Raw genomic sequence first — 22,861 nt, forward strand, 5'->3', positions numbered from 1 at the left:
GGCCGTCCGCCCGACGCCCCGTCGACCCGTACCGGGCCGACGGGGTGCCGGCGTGATCACCGGGTGGTGTTGACCTGCTCCGGGTGTTGCGCCACCCACTGCGCCAACCGGTCCCCGCTCAGCGCGGCGAGGAACTCCGGGCCCTGCTTCGGGTCCAACGACAACCGCGCGGTGTTGCCCACCGACGGGCCGACCGGCAGGCTGAGCCCCACCGGATCGAGGCTCTTCAGCTCGGGCAGCACCGCCACCAGCCTGGTCAACGGCGCGCCGTCGTCGTCGAACGCCATACCCTTACCGGCTGCCGACAGCAGCGCGGCGAGCCGGACCGGGTTGCTCAGCACCTCCTGGGCGACCGCGCGCCGGATCAGCCCGGCGACGTAGCGCTGGGCGTTACGGTCCCGGTCGGACGCGCCGTCGGGCAGGTACCGCCGTTGCCGCAGCAGGTCGACCGAGGAGGCTCCGTCGAGCCGCTGACAGCCGGCCGGGAAGACCCGCCGGGTGTGCCAGGAACGAACCTCCTTCGGTAGGCAGACCTCCACACCGTCGACGGCGTCGGTGATCCGGCGCAACCCGGCGAAGGTGAGCACCGCGCCCGCGTCGATGCGTACCCCGGTCAGGTCGGCGACCACCCGGCGGGTCAGGTCGTAGCCGGCGTCCAGGTCGGGCCGTGGTTCGCTGGCGCCGGTGTAGAACGCGCTGTTGAGCTTGTCGACCCCCCGGCCGGGGATCGGCACCTCCAGGTCGCGCGGCAACGAGATGAGGTACGGCCGGCTCCGGTCCGCCGGGATGTGCACGAGCAGGACGGAGTCCGCCAACCGGTACGACGGTTCGTCGCCGAACCCGTCCACACCGAGCAGCAGGACATTGAGCGCCTCGGACCGCGCGTCGGCCGTTCGCTCCGACACCAGCGGGTCCGCAGCCGGTCGATCGGGGCGCAACTGCGGCACCCCGAACCCGAGCGCGGCGAGCAGGGCGAGCGTGACGCCGGCTGCCTGGAACCGCTGGCGGCGGCGACGGCGGCCCGCGGCGAGCCGGTCGATCGCGGCCCGCAGTGGGCCGGTCGCCGGGGTCAACGGCTCGTGCCGGGCGAACGCGGCACGCAGGTCATCCTCGATCATGTTCACGCCTCCACGCATTCGGCCCGGAGCGTCGCCAGGGCTCGGGAGATGGACGAACGGACGGTCCCGACGGCGCAGCCGAGGATGTCGGCGATCTCGACGTCGGGCAGGTCCTCGTAGTAGCGCAGCACCAGAGCGGCCCGCTGCCGACGCGGCAACCGGGACAGCCAGGTCCAGATCTGGTCCCGGTCCACGGCGGACTGGGCATGGTCGGTGGGCACCGGCACCGACGGGTCGGGCTCGCCGCGCAGTAGCACCCGGCGCACCCACGAGCCGCGCCGCCAGTCGACGTACTGGTTGGTGAGCATCCGGCGTACGTAACGCTCGGGCGAGTCGGCGCGGGCGACCCGACGCCAGTTGAGCTGGACCCGGACCATGGTCTCCTGGACCAGATCCTGGGCCTGGTGCGGATCGCCGGTGAGCATCACCGCGTACCGCAGTAGCGGGGCCAGCCGCGTGTCCGCGAACTCCTCGTACCTCACTGCACCTCCCGGGGCTCCTGCCTCAGATGACGGGAGCGGGTGGGCGAAACATTGCGGCGGGATCGATCATCCGTTCGGCCAATATCCGCGCTGGCGGGCCGGTGCGGGCGGCGGAAGCCTTAGCTGTTTCTTAAGATCCGCTGGCTCCACCTTTCGTCCCCCGACACGAGGGAACCCCATGCTCAAGCACTCCACCCGGCGCTGGCTCGCCGGGCTGGGCGTCGTAGGCGCGCTCGTTGCCGCCTCCGCCACCCCCGCCGTCGCCGTTGACGAAGCGCCCGTCAAGCTGGGCCTGTACTTCGGTGACACGACCATCGCGACCGATTCCGCCGGCAAGGTGGATTCCACGACCATCTACAGCAGCGCTCCGGTCGTGCTCCGCGACGTCACTGTTCGCTACGACTACCGTGACCTGGCAGACAAGGTCACCGTCGCGGCGGAGACGCCGTCCGAATACTGCACGACCCCCGAAAAGGGCGTCCTGCTCTGCGCCGATCCCTTTGAGATCGGTGTGGAGGAGTGGGGCCTCGGCGGTGTCGCCCCCGTCGTCATCGCGCCCGTCAAGGGCGCGAAGGACGGGGATGCGGGCACCCTCAAGGTGACGCTCAGCGCCGCCGGTTTCGACTCCATCAGCCACGACGCCAAGATCCGTGTGGGTGAGGGTGTCGACCTCGCCGCCGGGCCGGAGATCGAGAAGTCGGCGGCCCCCGGCGGCAGGTTCACCGCGGCAGTCGAGGTGAGCAACTCCGGCGAGACGACCGCCAAGGGTGCAAGCGTCATCTTCTACAACGACTACGGCATCCGCGCGGACAAGCACTACAGCAACTGCACCTACGTGGACGACGAGCTGCGTAGCTGTCACTTCGACGACGACCTCGCGCCGGGTGCCACCTACGGCGCCAGCCTCGCCTATCGGGTCGGCGAAGACTCGTACGCCCCGGGTTCGGAGTACGGCGAGGTCAGCTGGATGACGCCCGCGGAGTTCGAGGACTTCGACGCGTATCTCGACAGCATGGGTGTCTCGGTGGGCAAGCCGGGGACCGACGGGAAGCTCTCCCTCGCCAAGCTCCCCGGGAAGGCCGGGGCTCGGGGCGCCCAGGCCGACACCGAGCCGGACAACAACTGGTCCAGCCTTGTGGTCAAGGTGACCGGCAAGAACGGCACCGACCTCCAGGCGATCGGCGACAACGCCACGGGCAAGAAGGGCGACGAGGTCGAGGTCACCGTCGGCTTCCGCAACAACGGACCGGCGACGCTGGACCGCAGCCGAGGCGGCTCGGCGGTCACCCACATGAACGTGGAGATCCCGAAGAACACCACGGCGGTGGCGGCTCCGGAATTCTGCTTCCCGATCAACGGTGAGGAGTGGGGCGAGCCGGGTCAGCCGGGCGGCCGGGTCTACGGCTGCTACCCAACGCCGTTCATCAAGGCCGGCGACCAGGAGACTGCCGAGTTCACGCTTCGAATCGACAAGGTCGTTCCGAACGACACTGGTGCCGTCAAGATCAACCTGCCGTGTCAGTGCGACGGCGGTTTCTACGACGACCTGAAGCCCGCCAACGACGTCGCCAAGATCCTGGTGAACGCGACCGGCGGCACGGGCGGTGGCGGCGGTGACGGTGACGGTGACGGCCCGTCGCTGCCGATCACCGGTCAGTCCACCGGACTGATCGCCGGCCTCGGCGCGCTGCTGCTCGCCGCGGGCGTCGGCGGCTACCTGGTGGCCAAGCGCCGCCGGACCCGCTTCGTCGCCTGATCGACCCCGCACCACAGGTGCCCCGTCGACCCACCCGGGTCGGCGGGGCACCGTCGTAGGGCCTCGCTGCGCGGGCGGGTGGTGACGGGCCGGTCCGGCGCGGCCGGGGCCCTGGGCTTCGGTACCCTATGTGGCCGTGGACACAGCTGAGAAGACCCGCGCTCTCCTGGAGAGCGTCGCCCTGAACCCGCTCGATCCCAAGGATCTGTTGCAGACCTTCGGGCTGATCGGCGTGTGGGTGATCCTCTTCGCCGAGACCGGCCTGCTGGTGGGCTTCTTCTTCCCCGGTGACTCGCTGCTGTTCCTCGCTGGCGTCGCCTCGTCGCCGGTGGCGGACGCGATCTTCGGCGACGGCACCCGCCTCTCCCTTGCCGGCCTGCTGATCGGTGGGCCGATCTGCGCGATCCTCGGCGCCCAGTTGGGGCACTGGCTCGGCGCTCGATACGGCCGGCCGATGTTCGAGCGGCCCAACTCCCGGCTCTTCAAGAAGGAGTACGTCGAGAAGGCCGAGTACTACTTCCAGAAGTTCGGGCCGGCAAAGGCCGTCGTGCTGGCGCGCTTCATCCCGATCGTCCGGACGTTCCTCAACCCGGTCGCAGGTGCACTCGGCATGCCGGCCAGGAAGTTCCTGCTCTGGAACATCGTCGGCGCGGTGCTCTGGGTGGACGGCATCCTGCTGATCGGCTACCTGCTGGCCGAGCAGATCTACCAGGCCATCGGCGACAAGATCGACCACTACATCCTGCCGGTGGTGGCCCTGATCATCCTGATCTCGGTGCTGCCGATCTTCTTCGAGTTCCTGCGTGACCGGCGCGCGCGCAAGCGCGGCGAGGCGGTCGCGGTGGTCGCGGCGGCAAGCGCCGCCGGTGCCGTGGAGGCAGCCCGCGAGGCGTTCGAGCACGACCGGCACGAGCACGGTCGTCAGCGCCCGGAGCACGGTCAGGATCGTTGAGAGGTACGACGACGGCCGGCCCCCTGGAATGGGGGTCGGCCGTCGGCATGTCGAACCCGACCTCCGGTGGTGCGCGACCGGGGACGAGCAGGTGTCAACCATCCGGTGGCGCCACCCCTGGCTCGCCGCCGGACACCGCCCCGGCTCGGGACGGCGGATGGTGCCTACGTCAGCGGGCCTTCTTGGTGGCTCGCTTACGCGGCGGGGTCAGCAGGTCGGCGATCGTCGCGATCGCACTCGGGACCAGGCTGTAGTACGCCCAGACACCGCGCTTCTCCCGCTGCAACAAGCCCGCCTCGGTGAGGATACGCAGGTGATGACTGACCGTCGGCTGGGAGAGGCCGAGCGGCGCGGTCAGGTCACAGACGCACGCCTCGCCCTCGGGGGCCGACTGGATCAGGCTGAGCAGCCGCAACCGAGCAGGATCAGCAAGGGCCTTGAGGACCCCGGCGAGACGCTCGGCATCGGCACGTTCGATCGGCTCGCCGTTTAGCGGCGAGATCTGAGGCATAGTCATTTCGGCCAACGCAGTTCCCACGTATTCCATCCTTCCACCAGCAGCATCGATCCGCCTGCATATCAGCAGATCCGAATCGGCAGACTTTTACGCCACAAGGCCGAGGTCAGCCAACGTATAGGCCGCCCGGTACGGCAATCCGGCGGCTCGCACCGCGTCGCCGGCGCCTCGATCAACAATAACCACCACGCCCACGACTTCCGCCCCGGCCTCGCGAAGCGCCTCGACAGCGGTCAAAACACTTCCGCCAGTCGTGGATGTGTCCTCCACCGCCAACACACGGCGGCCGGCCACCTCCGGTCCCTCGATCCGCCGTTGAAGACCGTGGGCCTTGCCCGCCTTGCGCACCACGAAGGCGTCCAGGGCCCGGCCGGTCGGAGCGGCGGCGTGCAGCATCGAGAGCGCGACCGGGTCCGCGCCCAGGGTGAGGCCCCCGACCGCGTCGAACTCCCAGTCGGCGGTGAGGTCCAGCAACACCCGGCCGACCAGAGGAGCGGCCCGGTGATGGAGCGTGACGCGGCGCAGATCCACGTACCAGTCTGCCTCGCGCCCCGACGAGAGCACGACCCGGCCGTGGACCACAGCCAGGTCGGTAATGAATTTACGCAGGTCGTCGTGGTCCCCCATGGCGATAGAGGTTACTGCGCAACTCTGAACGCCGTGTGTGGGGTCCACCCTGATCAGCCTCTCGGGAGACCGATGAGTGGCGATGTTCGACTACGCTCAGCGACTGGCCTGGCAGCGGCGCGCCAACTGCGTACGGCCCTTCACCCGGGGCTGGTGGGCCCGTCCAGGCTCAGCGCTCGTCGCGACCGATCCGACCACGGGTGTCCCGGGCGACCGCCTGGAGCAACCGTCGCGGCGCGTGGCGCATGCCGGCGACAACCAGCTTGTACTTCCAGGCGGGAACGCTGACCATCTTGCCTTTGCGCAGGTCACGCAGGGCTTCGTCGACCACATCCTCGGCCCGCAGCCACAGCCATTCAGGTGTCTTGGACATGTTGATGCCGGCCCGCTGGTGGAATTCCGTGCGCGTGTAACCGGGGCAGAGAGCCATCACCTGAACGCCGAGCGGGCGCGCCGACTGGCCGACGGACTCACTGAAGTTGGTGACCCACGCCTTGCTGGCGGAGTATGTCGATCCCGGCATCGCCGTGCCGAACCCGGCGACCGAAGAGACATTTATCACTGCCCCATTTCGCCGTTCGGTCATCGGTCCGAGTGCCGCCAGGGTCAGCCGCATGACCGCGTGCACGTTGAGCCGCAACAGTCGTGCCTCGTCCTCGGCCGTGGAGCGCAGGAACGGTTTGTTCAGACTGATCCCCGCATTGTTGACCAGCAGGTGCACCGGGCTGCCCTCGGCGAGCCGCTGCTCCACGGCGGCGCAGCCGTCGTCGGTGGACAGATCCGCGGGGATCGTCTCCACCTCGCGGCCGTACGTGGAGCCCAGCTCGGTGGCCAACTCGGTCAGCCGTGCCGCGTCGCGGGCAACGAGCACCAGATGCCAGCCGTCAGCGGCCAGCCGCCGGGTGAACGCCGCGCCGATGCCGGCGGTGGCCCCGGTGATCAGGGCTCGGCGCTCGGCGGTCGTGGGGTCGAGCGTCACGGGGCGATCCTCACCTGGGCGGGTACGGGGGCGCGGGCGGCGCCGACGGGGGCTGGTGCGGGACGGGCGTGAACATCGGCGGTGCGGGCGTGAACGTCGGTGGTGCGGTCGGCGTCGTCGTGCGGTGACGGCCGAACCAGCGGCTCGCCGCCGGCAGCGCCAGCAGCACAGCTACTACAAGGTAACCGAGCCCCTGTGCGACGGAAACCCCGGCGTTGAGCGGGATCCACCAGGACGGGTAGGCGTCGCCGACGAGGCCCAGCAGCTCGGCGAGAGCCTGCTCGCCGGAGCCCAGTCGCAGTGGCGCGGCCCGTTCGCCGACGACCACCGCCACGCTGCAACAACCGGCGAGCAGGCCGAGCCCGCAGACCACCCAGGTCGCCACCCGGACGCCGTTACGACCGGCCAGCAGCCCGAGGGCCAGGCCGGCGAGCAGCGGCGCGGAGAGCACCGCAACCACCGCCGACAGCACCGCCGACGCGCGGATCAGCGTCACCACGTCGTCGATCTGCTCCGGGCTCGCCGACGTGTCGCGGGCGGCGGAGCGGAACGCGTCGACGGTGCCGCCAAGCACCACCAGGTCGACCACGGCGTACGCGAGCGCGGCGGCCGCCATCACCACCAGCACGGTCGCAGCCGACAGGACGGCGGCGGGCCGCCGGGCCGGTGCCGATTCCGGGTACGACACGACGAATCCCTCCGGTAGGCGTCGGGTTGCAACCTACTCGGAGGGATCGTCGGCGTCGTGCTTATCCAGCCGTCAGCTCGTGGGCGGCGGGTTCGACCCGGGCCGGTCCGTGGGCGGCGTGTCGTCCGGCCGGTCAGCGGCCGGCGGCGGGTAGCTCGGCTCCCCACTCGACGGATAGCCCGGCTCACCGGATGCCTGCGGGTAACCGGGCTGACCCGGCGCCTGCGGCTGGCCGGGGTAGCTGGCACCCGGGGTGGGCGGCTCCCAGCCGGCTGCCTGCTTACGGAAGAACGGGTTCGCCTTCGGCAGCGCCAGCAGAACCAGCGCGGTGATCAGCGCGATCAGGCTGAGCACACCGAGCAGGACGCTGACCGGGGTGACCCAGGAGGGCAGGGCCTCCTCCAGACGGCGCTGGATCTCCTCCGGGCTCGGCCCGTTGCCGGTCCCACCGCCACCGGTGTTGAAACCGCCGGCCGCGTTGCTCAGCAGGCCACCGCCGACGCAGCAGACCATGATGCCGCCGACGATCCAGGTGGTGATCCGGGCGCCGTTACGGCCCTGGTTGTTGAAGAGCGCCAGCACACCCAGCACGAGCGCGAGCAGCAACAGGACGATGCTGCCGCCGATGCCGAAGGCGGCGAAGACGTCGGCCACCTGCTCACCGTCGGTGCTGCTGCCCTCGTACGCCGCGCGGAGCGCGTCCCGCGTCTTACCGAAGGTGCTGAGCGTGATGATCAGACTGATCACCTGGAGCGCCAGGAACAGGAAGAGCAGGTAGCTGGATATCGACACAATGGACGGCCGCTGACGGGCCGGAGTGCTCTGGGGATCGACCACGATTCTCCTTCCCTAAGATCGCGCACACACCGTATCGACAACCGGCCAGTTCGGCATACCGTGACGAGCCCGGCGCGCCCGCCCGCTGCGGCTCAGCGAGCGTCGGGAGCGGGGCGGATCGTCAGGTCGGCGGGGTCGAGCAGGTGACCGCGGGCCACCCGCCAGCCCTCCTCGCCGTACGCCTCGAAGGAGAGCCGCGCGGCGGGACCGCACTGGTAGTCGTGGTAGCGCATGGTGCCGGTCGGCGGCAGCTCGGTCTCCCCGGTGGCGGTGTACCGCGCCTGCCCGGTCTCGGCCCAGGTGTAGCGCCGGCCGCGGAGCTCGATGGTCGGGGCGCCCGGGGTGACGGTGGCACCCGGCTCGGCGGTCCAGAGCACCAGCTCGAGTTCGGGGCCGTCCTCCACGGAGAGCCGGTGACGGGTGCCGGTGTCGTCGTCGAGCAGATGCTGCACCCAGCTCCAGTCGCCCTCGACGAGGCGGATCGTCGCGCTCACCGCGTACTCCCGCTCGCGGATCCGCACGCGGTCGCCCAGGGTCAGACGGAGCGGGCCGCCGCGCGGCGATTCCGCCGGTTGGCCGGCGGTCCGGTTCGTCGTCCGCCGGCGGGCCCGCACGACGACCACGACCACCGCGAGTACGACGACAGCCGCCACCAGGCACATCATCAGCGCGTCCACCCGACCACCTCCCCAGGTACGTCGGCGCAGACGGTAACAACCCTCGGCACCAGGGAGACCCGCGCTGTGGCCGACAGCTCAGCTAGCGAAGGTGGTCGGGTGCCTCCTCCGGAGATGCCGTCGGCGGGCGGGTCGGCACTGGTGAGGTGCCCGGCGCGCCAGGCGACAGGTGCGCGGCCGGGTCGGGGCAGATCAGGTAGCCGGGTGGGAGCGGCTGATTCGGCGGCAGGAAGCCCGGCACGAGCGGAGCTGTCGGATAGCCGTAACCGGTCGGGGCGTAGGCGGGTACGGGCATCACCCAGGCGGGGCCGGGCGGCGCCTCGTTCGCGGCACGCGGCACGAACCAGCGGTTCGCCGGCGGCAGCGCCAGTAGCAGGGCCACGGCTGCGGAGAGCGCCAGGACGGTGAGCACACCCAGCCCTGCCGCGGGGACGAGCAGGCCGTCCCAGGCGTCGGTGCCGGAGTAGAGCGTGTCGAAGAACGTCGAGGTCTCCCACTCTTCGTCCCAGTCCGGTGGCGGCTCGTCGCTGATCTCCGGCATGGTCAGCAGCGGCACGAGAAGCCCGCCGGAACAGCACTGCGCGAAGCAGACCAGCAACTGCGCGCCACTGGCCACGAAGACCAGGATCCGCGCGACGTTGGCGCCCCGCCGGACCGGGACGGCGGTGACCGCCAGCCAGACCGCGAGCAACACCGCCGGCACGCCGAGGATCAGCGTCATCGCGACGTTGCCCTGCCGCTCGCCAGAAACCTCCTCCGGGTCGGCGTCCGGCACCAGCCGTACCGCCCGGTCGATCTGGCCGTCGAAGTGCACCGCCTCGACCACCGCCAGCGCGGCCAGGCCGAGCAGCACCAGTACCACGGCCAGTTGCAACCAGAAGGCGATGGTCACGGTGACCGGGCGGGGCGGACGCGGCACGGTGACGGACGGGTTCATGGCTCGCAACGTACGGCGCGTCGTCAGCAACCGGCAGAACCGATCGGGCAGCACCGACCGGCGAATAGATCATGCTGCGGTGAGTCGCCGACTGGCGTACGTGCCGAGCGCTTCCCGGTCCATCACGCAGCCGACGAAGGTGGTCAGCTCGCTCGGATCGTCCCGCAGCGACGTCCACGCCGCTCGGGCCGCCGTCGGGTCGATTCGCTCCAGCAGCGTGGCCGCGTACGCCCGGCCGGCGGGTGTGCCGTCGGCCAGCACCCGGTCGAGCTGCCGGCGTACCTCCTCGGGGTGGTCGTCGAGGGCGGCCGAGACCCGCTCGTACGCCTCGGTCACCGGCAACAGCGTCCCGGCGATCCCCACCCCACCAAAGGCGAGCGTGTCAGCCGCCGCCACCGTGTCGACGGCCGCGCTGAGTTCGCGCTCCCATTTCTGCTTCCCAATCCCAAACATGCCCCCACCCTTTCCCCGTCCGGCCCCGCCCCACCCCCGCCCCACCCTGTTGATCAAGAGGTTTGCGTCAAAAGAGGGCGCAAATCTGACGCAAACCTCTTGATCACCGGGTCAGGGGGTGGGGGTTAGGCGGGGGTTACCGAGAGGGTTGCGGTTTCGGTTCGGTCTACCTTTACCGTTTGGCCGTCTCGGATCTGGCCGGAGAGCAGGGCCTTCGCCAACTGGTCTCCGATGGCTGTCTGGACCAGGCGGCGGAGCGGGCGAGCACCGTAGATGGGGTCGTAGCCGTGCTCGGCCAGCCAGTCCCGGGCCGCGTCGGTGATCTCCATGCCCAGCCGGCGATCGGCCAACCTCCGTCGCATCCGGTTCAACTGGATGTCGACGATGGAGCGCAGATCGTCCCCGCGCAGCGAGGCGAAGACCACGATGTCGTCGAGCCGGTTGAGGAACTCCGGCTTGAAGTGGGACCGGACCACGGCCAGCACACCCTCCCGGCGCTGCTCGTCGGCGAGGGTCAGGTCGCTGATCACCGACGACCCGAGGTTGGACGTGAGGATCAGGATCGCGTTGCGGAAGTCCACGGTGCGGCCCTGGCCGTCGGTGAGCCGGCCGTCGTCGAGCACCTGGAGCAGCACGTCGAAGACGTCCGGGTGGGCCTTCTCCACCTCGTCCAGCAGCACCACCGAGTACGGCCGTCGGCGTACCGCCTCGGTGAGCTGACCGCCCTCGTCGTAGCCGACGTATCCGGGCGGGGCACCCACCAGACGAGCCACCGAGTGCTTCTCGCCGTACTCGCTCATGTCGATGCGGACCATCGCCCGCTCGTCGTCGAAGAGAAACTCGGCGAGGGCCTTGGCCAGCTCCGTCTTGCCGACGCCGGTGGGGCCGAGGAAGAGGAAGCTTCCGGTCGGACGATCGGGGTCGGCGATCCCGGCCCGGGCACGGCGTACCGCGTCGGAGACCGCGCCTACCGCTTCGGCCTGGCCGACCACCCGGCCGCCGAGCGACTCCTCCATCCGCAGCAGCTTGGCCGTCTCACCCTCGAGCAGCCGACCGGCGGGGATGCCGGTCCAGGAGGCGACCACCGCGGCGATGTCGTCCGCGCCGACCTCCTCCTTGAGCATCGCGCCATCGGCCTGAAGCTGAGCCAGCTCCTCCTCGGCCTGCTTCAACTCGACCTTGAGGGCGGGGATCCGGCCGTAGCGCAGCTCGGCGGCGCGTTCCAGCTCACCGTCGCGTTCGGCCCGCTCGGCCTCGCCGCCGAGGCGTTCCAACTCCTCCTTGGCGGTGGAGAGCTTGGTGATGTGGCTCTTCTCGGTCTGCCACCGTTCGGAGAGCACGGTGAGCTGTTCGCGCTTGTCGGCCAACTCCTTGCGCAGCCGTTCCAACCGCTCGACCGAGGCGGCGTCCGGCTCCTTGGCCAGGGCCATCTCCTCGATCTCCAACCGGCGGACCGCCCGCTCGATCTCGTCCACCTCGACCGGACGAGAGTCGATCTCCATCCGGAGCCGGGACGCGGACTCGTCGACGAGGTCGATCGCCTTGTCCGGCAGGAATCGGTCGGTGATGTAGCGGTCGGAGAGCGTGGCGGCGGCGACGAGCGCGGCGTCGGTGATCCGTACGCCGTGGTGCACCTCGTAGCGCTCCTTGAGCCCGCGCAGGATGCCGATGGTGTCCTCGATGGTCGGCTCGCCGACGAGCACCGGCTGGAATCGGCGCTCGAGTGCCGGGTCCTTCTCGATGTTCTCGCGGTACTCGTCGAGCGTGGTGGCACCGACCATCCGCAGCTCGCCCCGCGCCAGCATCGGCTTCAGCATGTTGCCGGCGTCCATCGAGCCCTCGCCCTTGCCGGCACCGACGACCGTGTGCAGTTCGTCGAGGAAGGTGATGACCTGCCCGTTGGAGTTCTTGATTTCCTCCAGGACGGACTTCAGCCGCTCCTCGAACTGGCCGCGGTACTGCGCGCCGGCGACCATCGCGCCGAGGTCCAGCGAGATGAGCTTCTTGTCGCGCAGCGACTCGGGCACGTCGCCGGCGACGATCCGCTGGGCCAGGCCCTCGACGATCGCGGTCTTGCCGACGCCGGGCTCGCCGATCAGCACCGGGTTGTTCTTGGTACGCCGGGAGAGCACCTGGATGACCCGACGGATCTCGGAGTCCCGGCCGATTACCGGGTCGATCTTGCCGTCCCGGGCGCTCACGGTGAGGTCGACGCCGTACTTGGTCAGGGCCTGGTAGGTCTGCTCGGGGTCGGCGGTGGTGACCCGACGGTCGCCGCCGCGAACGGTCGGAAAGGCGGCGACCAGGGCCTCCTCGGTGGCACCGGCGGTCTTCAGTGCGCCGGACACCGCCCCGCCCACCCGGGCCAGGCCGGCGAGCAGGTGTTCGGTGGAGGTGTACTCGTCGCCCAACGGTCGGGCGATCTGCTCGCCGGCGCCGATGGCGTTGACGAACTCCCGCGCCAACGTCGGCTCGGCGATGCTGGAGCCCCGGGCGGCTGGCAGGTTGTCGACCGAGCGCTGGGCGGTCTGGCGCAGCTCGGTCGGGTCGGCCCCGACGGCGCGCAGCAGACCGGTGGCGGTCGAGCCGTCGGTGTCCAGGAGTGACAGCAACAGGTGCCAGGGCTCCACGGTGGCATGGCCACGCTGGTTGGCCAGCGCAACAGCGCCCGTGATGGCCTCGCGGCTCTTGGTGGTGAGTTTTTCGGCGTTCATGGGCTCCCCCGGATCGGCGTTGTCCATTGGGTTGGACACAACCAGAGTTGAGCGTATTCCGCTCAACCTTAGCGCGTGACGGCCATCACTCCCGGCGACGCCACCGCCAGTCGAACTCGCCGGCCGCCGGAGGCGGACCGGGCAGCGGGTCCGCGCCCGGCACCGACGACAGGCCGGCCAGCAGGACCGCGAGCTGCCGGCGGCGCAGTTGGCGGGTCCGCTCCGGATCGGGTACGCGGACCGCCGCGCACGCCTCCAACAGCAACCCCAGATCGTGTACGACCGCGTCGGGGCGCAGCCGCCCGCTCGCGTGGGCCCGATCGACAAGCGCGCTGGCCACCTCGCCGGCGCGCATCGCGTCCCGACCCATCTCCTCGGTCGGGGTGAAGGTGCCGGCCAGGTGGACGGTGAGCGAGTGCACGTCGGCGTCGACCACCCGGGCCAGGAAGTCGGCGAACGCGGTCCAGTCGTCCGGCTCGGCGAGGGCGGTCTCGGCCTCCGCGACGTACCGGCGCAGCCCGTCGTGGCAGAGCTGACGCAGCAGGTCCTCCTTGCTCGCGTACCGCCGGTAGAGCGCGCTGATGCCGACGCCTGCGCGTTCGGCGACGGCGGCGATCGGGGCCTTCGGGTCGTCGAGGAAGACGGCGCGGGCGGCTTCGAGGATGACCTCGTCGTTGCGGGCTGCCTGGGCGCGGCGGCCGCCGACGGCCTTGCCGGAAGTCGGTGACATGCCTCCAGACTAACAGTGGAACGGATCGTTCCGCTCTGCTATCGTCATGGCAGAACGAAACATTCCGTTCCGAAGGAGTTCCGGCATGAGCGACACCGCGATCCGCCCGTTCCGCGTCGAGATCCCGCAGACCGCCCTCGACGACCTCGCCGACCGGCTGGGCCGCGCCAACTGGCCCGCCGAGCTGCCCGGCGCCGGCGACTCGTACGGGATGAGCACCGACCGGGTGCGCGCCCTCGCCGACCGGTGGCGGGGCGGGTTCGACTGGCGTGCCGTCGAGGCCTAACTGAACGCCCACCCGCAGTTCGTCACCGAGATCGACGGCGAGCAGATCCACTTCCTGCACGTCAGGTCGCCCCGGCCGGACGCCACCGCCCTGGTGCTCACCCACGGCTGGCCCGGCTCGGTGCTGGAGTACCTCGACGTGATCGCCCCGCTCACCGAGCCGACCGACCCGGACGCGCCGGCCTTCCACGTGGTCATCCCGTCGCTGCCCGGCTTCGGTTTCTCCGGCCCGACCCGCAACGCCGGCTGGAACCGGTTCCGCATCGCCCACGCCTGGGCCGAGCTGATGAACCGCCTGGGGTACGACAGCTACGGCGCCGTCGGCAACGACGCCGGTTCGATGATCGCGCCGGAGCTGGGCCGGATCGATCCGGAGCGGGTGCTCGGCGTACACGTCACCCAGCTCTTCTCGTTCCCCTCCGGCGACCCGGCCGAGTTCGCCGGGCTCTCCGAGACCGATCAGGCCGCGCTCAGCCACCTCCAGTGGTTCTACGAGAACAAGTTCTCCTTCAACCAGGTGCACAGTCAGCAGCCGCAGACACTGGCGTTCGGGCTGACCGACTCACCGGTGGGGCTGCTCGCCTGGAACACCCAACTCTTCGACGAGAGCCTGGACGCCGACTTCGTCCTGGCCAACGTGGCGCTCTACTGGTTCACCGGCACCGCCGCCTCGGCGATCCGGCTCTACTGGGAGGACGCGCACGCCGGCGAAGCGCCGACCGAGCCGACCACCACACCGACCGCGCTGGCCATGTTCCCCGGGGACTTCCAGTCCATCCGCCGCTTCGCCGAGCGGGACCACAAGAACATCGTCAGGTGGACGGCGTACGAGGCCGACGTCGAGGGCCGGGGCGACGTCGGCGGCCACTACGCCGCCCACCAGGCCACCGACGTGCTGGTGAGCGACATCCGCGAGTTCTTCGCCAGCCTCCGCTGACCCCGGCGCGCCCAGGTGCCCGCACCCACTTCGCCGGGGCGGGCACCGGCGCGTCGCACCCGAGCGGCCAGCGCCCGGCGACCAGGGCGGTTGATCCACTCGGCTTTCAGCAAGTCGGGGCATCTGGAACGCCGGGACACCCCGACATCCTGAAAACCGAGTCGATCACTCAAGGAACGGCCCTCCACAGCCCCTACGGGCCGATCCGCCGGGGCAGGCGTGCGGTGCAGGGGGTCTCATGGTCGGCGCGAAGCACACAGCGGCGGCCACCGTCCAGCCGCCGGTCGCAGAAGACCCAGTGCCGCACCCCCTGGGCATCCTCGGTCGAGACGGTGCTCCCCCCGAGGTCGATCCGGGCAAGGAAGGCCAGCGACCGGCCGGCGGTCCGCCCCAGCATCGACTCGGGTTCCTTGAAGTTGGGGTGTCCTGCCTTCTCTGAGGCCCCGACTTTCTGGAAGCCGAGTGGATCACGGCGGCTGGGGTGCGCTGCGGGCGGTGCGAGGGGTGCCGTCCGTCCAAGATCTGCGGATCGTTCATCAAGCGGTAGCCTTGGAGGGTGCGAGTACGTGTCGAGCAGACCGCCTTACCCGGGATCGGGGTACGTCACGATCTGGTGACGGAGTCCGGACGCCGCCTGGGCGTCGTGTCCCACCGCAACGGCCGCCGTGATCTTGTGCTCTACGATCCCGACGACCCCGACGCCTGCCAGGCGGACATTCCGCTCACCGACGACGAGGCCGAGGCTCTGGCCGACATCCTCGGTGCGTCGCTGATGCTCGGTCAGCTCTCCGGGCTCCGCGAGCAGGCCGCCGGTCTGCTCACCGAGCAGATCGCGATCACGGCCGGCTCGCCGTACGTGAACCGGAAGCTCGGCGACACCAAGGCGCGTACCCGCACCAGCGCCTCCATCGTGGCAGTGCTGCGTGAAGGCGAAGTGATCGTTTCGCCACTCCCCTCCTTCCGCTTCGCGGCCGGCGACGTGGTGGTCGTTGTCGGGACCCGTAGAGGTCTCGACGGCGTGTCCGCCATCCTCGCCGACAGTGACCCGGACGGCTGAGGCGGATGCACGATTTCACCACGCTGCTCATCGAAGTCGGTGCGCTGCTGTTGCTGCTCGGCCTCCTCGGTCGGCTGAGCCGGCGCTTCGGCCTCTCGCCCATTCCCCTCTACCTGCTCGCCGGGCTCGCGTTCGGGCACGGCGGGCTACTTCCGCTCGCCGCCAGCGAGGAGTTCTTCGCGGTCGGCGCCGAGATCGGCGTCATCCTGCTGCTGGTGATGCTCGGCCTGGAGTACTCAGCCAACGAACTCGTCGGCAACCTGCGCTCGGCGGCACCGGCGGGGCTGATCGACGGCGTCCTCAACGCCCTACCCGGCGCGGGGTTCGCCCTGCTGCTCGGCTGGGACTGGGTCGCCGCCCTGGTGCTCGGCGGCATCACCTGGGTTTCCTCGTCCGGGGTGATCGCCAAGGTCCTCGCCGACCTGGGCCGGCTCGGTAACCGGGAAACCCCGGTGATCCTCTCGGTGCTCGTCATCGAGGACCTGGCGATGGCGCTCTACCTGCCGCTCGTCACCGCCGTCCTGGCCGGCACCGGTCTGCTCGGCGGCGGGATCGCGCTCACCATCGCGGTGGGCACTGTGCTGATCGTGCTGGTGGTCGCCATCCGGTACGGCCACCTGATCTCGTCCGCCCTGTCGGCGAAGGACCCCGAGGCGCTGCTACTCGGCGTACTCGGTCTGACGTTGCTGATCGCGGGCATCGCCGCGTCGCTCCAGGTGTCGGCGGCGGTCGGCGCGTTCCTCGTGGGCATCGCGCTCTCCGGCCCGGTGGCACACCACGCCACCGAACTGCTCTCGCCCCTGCGGGACCTGTTCGCCGCGGTGTTCTTCGTCTTCTTCGGCCTGACCACCGACCCGCAGGACATCCCGCCGGTGCTGCTGCCGGCGCTCGCGCTGGCCGTGGTCACCATGGCGACGAAGACCGCCACCGGTTACCTCGCCGCCCGTCGGGTCGGCATCGCGGAACCGGGTCGATGGCGGACCGGCCTGGCGCTCGTACCCCGAGGTGAGTTCTCCATCGTCATCGCCGGTCTCGCGGTGGCCGCCGGGAGCGTCGAGCCGCGACTGGCAGCGCTCGCCGCGACGTACGTCCTGATCACCGTGGTGACCGGGCCGATCCTGGCCCGGCTGCCGGACTTCCCGTGGTTCAAGCGGTGGCTGCGTAACCGCGCGGCGGCCCAGCGGCGGGGGCCGAGCCCGGTCGTCGACTCACTGCACTGAGGTCCACCTGAAGGCCGCGGCCGCGTGGGTCGCGCCTTCGCAAAGGTAGAAGCGGTACGCAAAGGGGCATGATCGGCCACTCCGTCGATGCAGTGGACCCGCCCATGCCAACGGTTGCGGAATTGCTCCCCACGGGGACTACCGCAGCACCCGACGGCGGGTTACCGTTTCGCCCCAGCAGCCACGGTCCGCAGGCAGCGTTGCCATACGCGGGCGAGAGCGGAAGGTTGGCCGGTGAGCGTGCAGGAGTCGACTTTCCACGGCTTCGCCAACCCCGTCGATCCGACTCCGGCGGAGTTGCGGTCCTGGGCGTACAAGCCTGATTCGGTGCCGTTGGCCTCGATGCCGCCCGACTGGGACCTGCTCGTCTCGGGCGACCGACTGGTGTTGACGCTCTTCGAGTTGGCGATGGATCCCACCTGCCCGGCCCGGCGTTTCGCGCTGCACTGCCTCTACATCTACGCGGCCGATGGCATCCGGACGAACTTCCGCGCCCACCCGAAGCGCCGCTTCCGCAAGCTCGTCGAACAGGCCGAGCGCGATGGCGACGAGCTGATGAAGGTCTGGGCGCACAACGGCCGGGTGCTGTTGGCTCGACCGGACCTCTTCGTCTACCGGGACTGGTGCGAAGGCGGCCTGGTCCGCGAAAACCGCCGCCTCGGCTGAACCGCCGGATTCGCTGACCATCGGCGGGGGCTAACTGCGGACTACGCCCCTATGGAGCTGATGTCGTAAACGATTCATGCCCGACTCGCGTGCCGGTCGCTCCGCTCGCCGGGGGCGGTCAGGGCAGAGCCACCGCGTGATGTCGTAGACGATTCAGCTCCAAAGGACCCGAGAGTGGATCGTCGGGCCCCTCCCGCTGCGGCATCCCAGCGTCCCGGCCCGCAGCTCGACGACGAACGGACCCGGACCCACGCCGCGCGGCATCCCAGCGTCCCGGCCCGCAGCTCGACGACGAACGGGCCGGGACCCCCGCTGCGGCATCCCAGCGTCCCGGCCCGCAGCTCGACGACGTGCGGGCCGGGACCCCCCGTGGGTCCCGGCCCGTTCGTCGGTCACCGGTCAGTCCTGCTTGCGTTCCGTCTCGGCTCGGCTCGGTTCGCCGGCGTGGTCGCTGTTTTCGGCAAACCGACCCGCGATGATCCGGTCCCGGTAGGTCCCTTCGGTCACCTTGTCGAACTTCTTGCGGACGGTCTCGGCCAGGTTCTCCAGCCGGTCCTCGGTCTGCTGGGCCACTTTTTTCGCCGGCTCCGCCATCGCTCCCCCTCGCCATGCCGGTAGGTCCGGATTAATACGATTGGACCCTTATCGACAGGCTAACGGAAACGGCCCGGACCGCGCCGGGGAATCCAGCGCGGTCCGGGCCGAAAAGACAGATTCGGGTGAGCGGCGGGTCAGCGATCGGGCGTACGGCGGGGACGCCACACCACCAGCGCGGTGGACGTGCGGTTGGTCGGCACCAGATCCCGGCCCGGGAAGCGGGCCAGCGACTCCAGCTCCGCCACCCGGCGGTACGCGGCGTCCAGCTCCGCCTCCAGCCGGGCCACCCTCTGCTGCGCCTGCTCCAGCAGCCGCTCCAGCCCGATGATCCGCTTCACGCCGGCAAGGTTGATCCCGTCGTCCTGGCTGAGCCGCTGCACCTCGCGCAGCAGCACCACGTCCCGGACGCTGTAGCGACGCCCGCCACCAGCAGCCCGGCCGGGCTGCACCAGCCCCAGTCGGTCGTACTGGCGCAGGGTCTGCGGGTGCATTCCCGCCATCCGCGCCGCAACCGAGATCATCAGCACCTTGGCCTCGTAGGCAGGGTCGCCCGAACCGAGGAACTCGCCCGACATCCCGCTCACCTCCGCGTCCATTCCACCGGACTAACTGACTCGACGCACCCGTGCGTCGAGATGTTCCCGGGCTGCCGGTGGGGTCTGCTCGGCGAACGACTCCAGCGCCGTGCGCGCCTCGTCCGACAACCGTGCCGGCACCACCACGTCCAGCGTGACCAGCAGGTCACCGGCCTGCCCGTCGCGACGAACCACACCCTTTCCCCGGGCCCGCAACACCCGCCCGCTCGGCGTCCCCGGCGGCACCCGCAGGGTCACCGCGCCGTCGAGCGTGGGCACCCGCAGGTCCGTGCCAAGCACGGCCTCCGCGAAGGTGACCGGCACGCTGAGCGTCAGGTCGTCTCCGGTACGCCCGAACAGCTCGTCCGGCCGGACCTTGACCTGCACGAAGAGGTCGCCAGCAGGGCCGCCACGCTCGCCCGGCTCACCGCGCCCGGCCAGCCGGATGCGTTGACCGTCGGCCACACCTGCCGGGAAGCGCACGTTCATGGTGCGGGTCTTGGTGACCCCGCCGCTGCCGTGGCACTCCGGGCACTTCTCCTCGACCACGGTGCCGACGCCCTGGCAGTTGCGGCACGGCTCGGAGAAACTGAACGACCCCTGGTTGCGGGTGGTCACTCCGGCACCGTGACAGACCTGACAGGTACGCGGCTGAGTGCCGGGCTTGGCACCGTTGCCGTGGCAGGTGTCGCAGACTCCCGGCGCGCGCAGCGTCAGGGGCAGGGTCACCCCGCGTACCGCGTCGCCGAAGTCCAACGCCACCTCGGTCTCCACGTCCCGACCGCGGGCCGGGCCGCGGGGCGCGGCCTGCCCGCCGGCCTGGCCTCCGGTGAAGATCGAGCTGAACAGGTCCTGGAAGCCGGTGCCACCGAAGCGACGATCGCCGCCCGCGCCGCCGCCGAACATGTCGGAGACGTCGAACGGCATGCCACCCGGCTGACCGCCACCCCGGGCGTTACGTCGGAAAGCGCCCGAGCCGAAGAGCGAACGCATCTCGTCGTACTCGCGTCGGCGGCCGCTGTCCGAGAGCACGTGGTGTGCCTCGGACGCGGCCTTGAACCGCTCCTCGGCCTTCGGGTCGCCCGGGTTGTGGTCCGGGTGCGACTCCCGGGCCACCTTGCGGTAGGCCTTCTTGATGTCATCCGCGGAGGCGGCCTTGTCCACGCCGAGCACGGCGTAGAAGTCTTTCTCGATCCAGTCCTTCGAACTCACCGGTCCACCTCCTTCCGACCCTGGTGGCCCGGCCGTCCCGCCCACCGCTGCTGCGCGGTGGGCGGGACGGCCCGGTCACTGTCTGGCACTATTCCGGATCCGCGACCGCGACCAACGCGGGGCGCAACAGCCGCTCACCGAGCTGGTAGCCGCGTCGCATCACCTGTACGCAGGTCGGCTCGCTGACGTCGGCCGAGGTCTGATGCGCGACCGCCTCGTGCCGGGTCGGGTCGAACGGGTCGCCCTGTTCGCCGAAGGCGTTCAGGCCGAACTTGCCGAGCGCGGTGGTGAGCTGTTCCGCCACCGTGCCGAACGGCCCGACCAGGTCGCCGTGTTCCCGGGCCCGGTCCAGGTCGTCCAGGATCGGCAGCAGCGCGGCCAGCACCGAGCCGGTCGCCTGCTCCTGCACGAGGCTGCGGTCACGGTCGACCCGCTTGCGGTAGTTGGCGTACTCGGCCGACACCCGCTGCAGGTCCCTGGTCCGCTCGTCCAGCTCGGCCCGGAGCGCCTCCAGCTCGGCACCGAGCGAGGTGCCCTTTCCGCCGCCGTCCACCGGCTGCGCCGGGGCGTCCACCACCGGCGGGCCGGACGGCTCCGGCCCGTCGGTGGAATTGACCTCGACCTCGATCTCGTCGACCACGACCTCGGCGTCCTCGACCAGACCCTCGGCCGGAACGCCGGCCTCCGCGTCGGCGGCCGTGCCCTCCGGCTCAGCGGTGTCGACGAGCTTGCGGTTGTTACGGATGACGACCCGCTCCCCGTCGCCGGTGGTCTGCTCCGTGGGCGCGGAGCCACCCGGCGTCGACCCGGTGTCGTCCGGGTCGGCGGCTCGTGGCTTCTGCGTCATGCGGCTACCTCATCCCCTTCGCGGCGGACACGTGCCGGAGGCCGACGGTCACTTCTTGCCGTCCTCGTCCACGATTTCCGCGTCGACCACGTCGTCGGCGCCGCCGGCCTGGGCGCCGGTCGCACCGGTCGCACCAGCAGCACCGGGGCCGGGCTCGCCACCCGGCTGCTGACCCTGCTCGGCCTGCTGCGAGTAGAGCAGCGAGCCGGCCTGCTGGGAGACCTGCGCCAGCTTCTCGTGCGCGGACTTGATCTTCTCGATGTCCTGCCCGCCGAGGGCGCCGCGCAGCTCGCCGAGCGCCTCGTTGAGCTGCTCGCGGTTCTCACCGGGCAGCTTGTCGCCGCTCTCGGCGAGGAACTTCTCGGTCTGCCACTGGAGCGCCTCGGCCACGTTGCGGGTCTCGGCGTCGTCGCGGCGGCGCTTGTCCTCCTCCGCGTGCTCCTCGGCGTCCCGGCGCATCCGCTCGATGTCGTCCTTCGGCAGCGAGGAGCCGCCGGTGATCGTCATCTTCTGTTCCTTGCCGGTGCCCAGGTCCTTCGCGTGCACGTTGACGATGCCGTTGGCGTCGATGTCGAAGGCGACCTCGATCTGCGGCACGCCACGCGGCGCCGGCGGGAGGCCGGTCAGCTCGAAGGTGCCGAGCTTCTTGTTGTAGGCCGCGATCTCCCGCTCACCCTGGAACACCTGGATCAGCACCGACGGCTGGTTGTCGTCGGCCGTGGTGAAGACCTCGGAGCGCTTGGTCGGGATGGTGGTGTTGCGCTCGATCAGCTTGGTGAAGATGCCGCCCTTGGTCTCGATGCCCAGGCTCAGCGGGGTCACGTCGAGCAGGAGGACGTCCTTGACCTCACCCTTGAGCACACCGGCCTGGAGGGCGGCGCCGACGGCGACCACCTCGTCCGGGTTGACGCCCTTGTTGGGGTCGCGACCGGTGAGCTGCTTGACCAGGTCGGTCACGGCGGGCATCCGGGTCGAACCGCCGACCAGGATGACGTGCTCGACGTCGGAGATCTTGATCCCGGCGTCCTTCACGGCCTGCTCGAACGGGCCCTTGCAACGGTCCAGCAGGTCCTGCGTCATCCGCTGGAACTCGGCGCGGCTCAGCGTCACGTCGAGGTGCAGCGGGCCGGCGGCGCCGGCCGTGATGTACGGCAGGTTGATGTTGGTGGTGGTGGCGGCGGACAGCTCGATCTTGGCCTTCTCGGCTGCCTCACGGAGCCGCTGGAGGGCCATCTTGTCCTGCGACAGGTCGATGCCGTGCTCACCACGGAACGTCTTGACCAGGTGGTCGATGATCCGCTGGTCCCAGTCGTCACCACCGAGCTGGTTGTCACCGCTCGTCGACTTGACCTCGACGACGCCCTCGGCCAGCTCCAGCAGCGAGACGTCGAAGGTGCCGCCGCCGAGGTCGAAGACCAGGACGGTCTGTTCCTTGGAGCCCTTGTCCAGCCCGTACGCCAGGGCGGCCGCGGTCGGCTCGTTGACGATCCGCAGCACGTTGAAGCCGGCGATCTCACCGGCCTCCTTGGTGGCCTGGCGCTGGCTGTCGTTGAAGTAGGCCGGAACGGTGATCACCGCGTCGGTGATCTGCTCGCCCAGGTACGCCTCGGCGTCCCGCTTGAGCTTCATCAGCGTCCGGGCCGAGATCTCCTGCGGGGTGTACTTCTTGCCGTCGATGTCGACGGACCAGTTCGTGCCGACCTCGCGCTTGACCGACCGGATCGTCCGGTCCGGGTTGGTCACCGCTTGGCGCTTGGCGACCTCACCGACGAGCACCTCGCCGTTGCGGGCGAACGCGACGATCGACGGAGTCGTCCGCGACCCCTCAGCGTTGGCGATGACGGTGGGCTCACCGCCCTCGAGAACGCTGACGCAGGAGTTCGTCGTGCCGAGGTCGATACCGACCGCACGTGCCATCTTCGCTTCCTCGCTTCGTAAGGTTGTGCAGGTGACGGGCGTCGCCCGTGGGCTGCCGGCGAGCACCGCCCGGAGCGGGCC

At 70.3% G+C, this 22,861-nt stretch carries 23 protein-coding genes and 1 pseudogene; 6 read left to right on the forward strand and 18 right to left on the reverse strand.

Annotated elements, in window-relative coordinates:
- Window positions 1-56: 56 nt before the first annotated feature.
- On the reverse strand, window positions 57-1,118 hold the full coding sequence (locus tag AB0C15_RS03175) for an LCP family protein (RefSeq protein WP_357348148.1): 1,062 nt from the start codon (window positions 1,116-1,118) through the stop codon (window positions 57-59).
- Window positions 1,119-1,120: 2 nt separating this feature from the next.
- Window positions 1,121-1,600 carry a SigE family RNA polymerase sigma factor gene (locus AB0C15_RS03180; RefSeq protein ID WP_357348150.1) on the reverse strand — a complete coding sequence of 160 codons (480 nt, stop codon included), beginning with the start codon at window positions 1,598-1,600 and terminating at the stop codon, window positions 1,121-1,123.
- Between the two features lie 178 nt (window positions 1,601-1,778).
- On the opposite strand from AB0C15_RS03180, the gene AB0C15_RS03185 reads away from it, so the two are divergent.
- The gene (locus tag AB0C15_RS03185; protein WP_357348151.1) at window positions 1,779-3,356 is read left to right on the forward strand and encodes an LPXTG cell wall anchor domain-containing protein; all 1,578 of its coding nucleotides are present in this window, start codon (window positions 1,779-1,781) and stop codon (window positions 3,354-3,356) included.
- Between the two features lie 130 nt (window positions 3,357-3,486).
- Window positions 3,487-4,308, forward strand: a complete 822-nt coding sequence (locus AB0C15_RS03190; RefSeq protein ID WP_357348153.1) for a DedA family protein — start codon at window positions 3,487-3,489, stop codon at window positions 4,306-4,308.
- A 169-nt stretch (window positions 4,309-4,477) separates the two neighbouring features.
- Here the strand turns inward: AB0C15_RS03190 and AB0C15_RS03195 are convergent, their stop codons facing one another.
- From AB0C15_RS03195 to AB0C15_RS03240, 10 genes are all read right to left on the reverse strand, one after another.
- Window positions 4,478-4,855, reverse strand: coding sequence for a metalloregulator ArsR/SmtB family transcription factor (locus AB0C15_RS03195; protein ID WP_030332125.1), 378 nt, complete (start codon window positions 4,853-4,855; stop codon window positions 4,478-4,480).
- A 57-nt stretch (window positions 4,856-4,912) separates the two neighbouring features.
- A complete protein-coding gene (gene pyrE / locus AB0C15_RS03200) occupies window positions 4,913-5,452 on the reverse strand; it encodes an orotate phosphoribosyltransferase (protein ID WP_112586136.1) in 540 nt (179 codons plus the stop codon).
- Window positions 5,453-5,621: 169 nt separating this feature from the next.
- Window positions 5,622-6,431 carry an SDR family oxidoreductase gene (locus AB0C15_RS03205; protein ID WP_357348155.1) on the reverse strand — a complete coding sequence of 270 codons (810 nt, stop codon included), beginning with the start codon at window positions 6,429-6,431 and terminating at the stop codon, window positions 5,622-5,624.
- 10 nt (window positions 6,432-6,441) lie between these two features.
- The gene (locus AB0C15_RS03210; protein ID WP_357348157.1) at window positions 6,442-7,119 is read right to left on the reverse strand and encodes a hypothetical protein; all 678 of its coding nucleotides are present in this window, start codon (window positions 7,117-7,119) and stop codon (window positions 6,442-6,444) included.
- A 72-nt stretch (window positions 7,120-7,191) separates the two neighbouring features.
- A complete protein-coding gene (locus AB0C15_RS03215) occupies window positions 7,192-7,956 on the reverse strand; it encodes a hypothetical protein (RefSeq protein WP_357348159.1) in 765 nt (254 codons plus the stop codon).
- 92 nt (window positions 7,957-8,048) lie between these two features.
- The gene (locus AB0C15_RS03220) at window positions 8,049-8,621 is read right to left on the reverse strand and encodes a DUF4178 domain-containing protein (RefSeq protein ID WP_357348674.1); all 573 of its coding nucleotides are present in this window, start codon (window positions 8,619-8,621) and stop codon (window positions 8,049-8,051) included.
- 94 nt (window positions 8,622-8,715) lie between these two features.
- A complete protein-coding gene (locus tag AB0C15_RS03225) occupies window positions 8,716-9,570 on the reverse strand; it encodes a hypothetical protein (protein WP_357348161.1) in 855 nt (284 codons plus the stop codon).
- Window positions 9,571-9,639: 69 nt separating this feature from the next.
- Complete coding sequence (locus AB0C15_RS03230) at window positions 9,640-10,023, reverse strand: hypothetical protein (RefSeq protein WP_357348163.1); 384 nt, start codon at window positions 10,021-10,023, stop codon at window positions 9,640-9,642.
- A 125-nt stretch (window positions 10,024-10,148) separates the two neighbouring features.
- Window positions 10,149-12,737, reverse strand: a complete 2,589-nt coding sequence (gene clpB / locus AB0C15_RS03235) for an ATP-dependent chaperone ClpB (RefSeq protein WP_357348165.1) — start codon at window positions 12,735-12,737, stop codon at window positions 10,149-10,151.
- Between the two features lie 85 nt (window positions 12,738-12,822).
- Complete coding sequence (locus AB0C15_RS03240) at window positions 12,823-13,467, reverse strand: helix-turn-helix domain-containing protein (protein WP_357348167.1); 645 nt, start codon at window positions 13,465-13,467, stop codon at window positions 12,823-12,825.
- A gap of 85 nt (window positions 13,468-13,552) precedes the next feature.
- On the opposite strand from AB0C15_RS03240, the pseudogene AB0C15_RS03245 reads away from it, so the two are divergent.
- A pseudogene (locus tag AB0C15_RS03245) lies at window positions 13,553-14,689 on the forward strand (epoxide hydrolase).
- Between the two features lie 193 nt (window positions 14,690-14,882).
- Here AB0C15_RS03245 and AB0C15_RS03250 read toward each other — a convergent pair.
- Complete coding sequence (locus tag AB0C15_RS03250; protein ID WP_357348169.1) at window positions 14,883-15,086, reverse strand: hypothetical protein; 204 nt, start codon at window positions 15,084-15,086, stop codon at window positions 14,883-14,885.
- A gap of 159 nt (window positions 15,087-15,245) precedes the next feature.
- Here AB0C15_RS03250 and AB0C15_RS03255 point away from each other — a divergent pair, with 159 nt between their 5' ends.
- From AB0C15_RS03255 to AB0C15_RS03265, 3 genes are all read left to right on the forward strand, one after another.
- A complete protein-coding gene (locus AB0C15_RS03255) occupies window positions 15,246-15,746 on the forward strand; it encodes a TrkA C-terminal domain-containing protein (protein WP_124815967.1) in 501 nt (166 codons plus the stop codon).
- A 5-nt stretch (window positions 15,747-15,751) separates the two neighbouring features.
- On the forward strand, window positions 15,752-16,966 hold the full coding sequence (locus AB0C15_RS03260; protein WP_357348171.1) for a cation:proton antiporter: 1,215 nt from the start codon (window positions 15,752-15,754) through the stop codon (window positions 16,964-16,966).
- 234 nt (window positions 16,967-17,200) lie between these two features.
- Window positions 17,201-17,632, forward strand: a complete 432-nt coding sequence (locus AB0C15_RS03265; RefSeq protein WP_357348173.1) for a hypothetical protein — start codon at window positions 17,201-17,203, stop codon at window positions 17,630-17,632.
- Window positions 17,633-18,031: 399 nt separating this feature from the next.
- On the opposite strand, the gene AB0C15_RS03270 is transcribed toward AB0C15_RS03265, so the two are convergent.
- The 5 genes from AB0C15_RS03270 to dnaK all read right to left on the reverse strand — a co-directional run bounded on the left by AB0C15_RS03270 (window position 18,032) and on the right by dnaK (window position 22,780).
- The gene (locus AB0C15_RS03270) at window positions 18,032-18,226 is read right to left on the reverse strand and encodes a hypothetical protein (protein ID WP_357348175.1); all 195 of its coding nucleotides are present in this window, start codon (window positions 18,224-18,226) and stop codon (window positions 18,032-18,034) included.
- 137 nt (window positions 18,227-18,363) lie between these two features.
- Complete coding sequence (locus AB0C15_RS03275; protein ID WP_030332087.1) at window positions 18,364-18,804, reverse strand: helix-turn-helix transcriptional regulator; 441 nt, start codon at window positions 18,802-18,804, stop codon at window positions 18,364-18,366.
- A gap of 30 nt (window positions 18,805-18,834) precedes the next feature.
- On the reverse strand, window positions 18,835-20,016 hold the full coding sequence (gene dnaJ, locus AB0C15_RS03280) for a molecular chaperone DnaJ (protein WP_357348176.1): 1,182 nt from the start codon (window positions 20,014-20,016) through the stop codon (window positions 18,835-18,837).
- An 88-nt stretch (window positions 20,017-20,104) separates the two neighbouring features.
- Entirely contained in the window at window positions 20,105-20,863 is a 759-nt protein-coding gene (gene grpE / locus AB0C15_RS03285; RefSeq protein WP_357348178.1) for a nucleotide exchange factor GrpE, read from the reverse strand.
- Between the two features lie 48 nt (window positions 20,864-20,911).
- Window positions 20,912-22,780, reverse strand: coding sequence for a molecular chaperone DnaK (gene dnaK / locus AB0C15_RS03290; RefSeq protein ID WP_357348180.1), 1,869 nt, complete (start codon window positions 22,778-22,780; stop codon window positions 20,912-20,914).
- Window positions 22,781-22,861: the final 81 nt, after the last annotated feature.

Source organism: Micromonospora sp. NPDC048835, assembly GCF_040649995.1.
Classification (GTDB): Bacteria; Actinomycetota; Actinomycetes; order Mycobacteriales; family Micromonosporaceae; genus Micromonospora.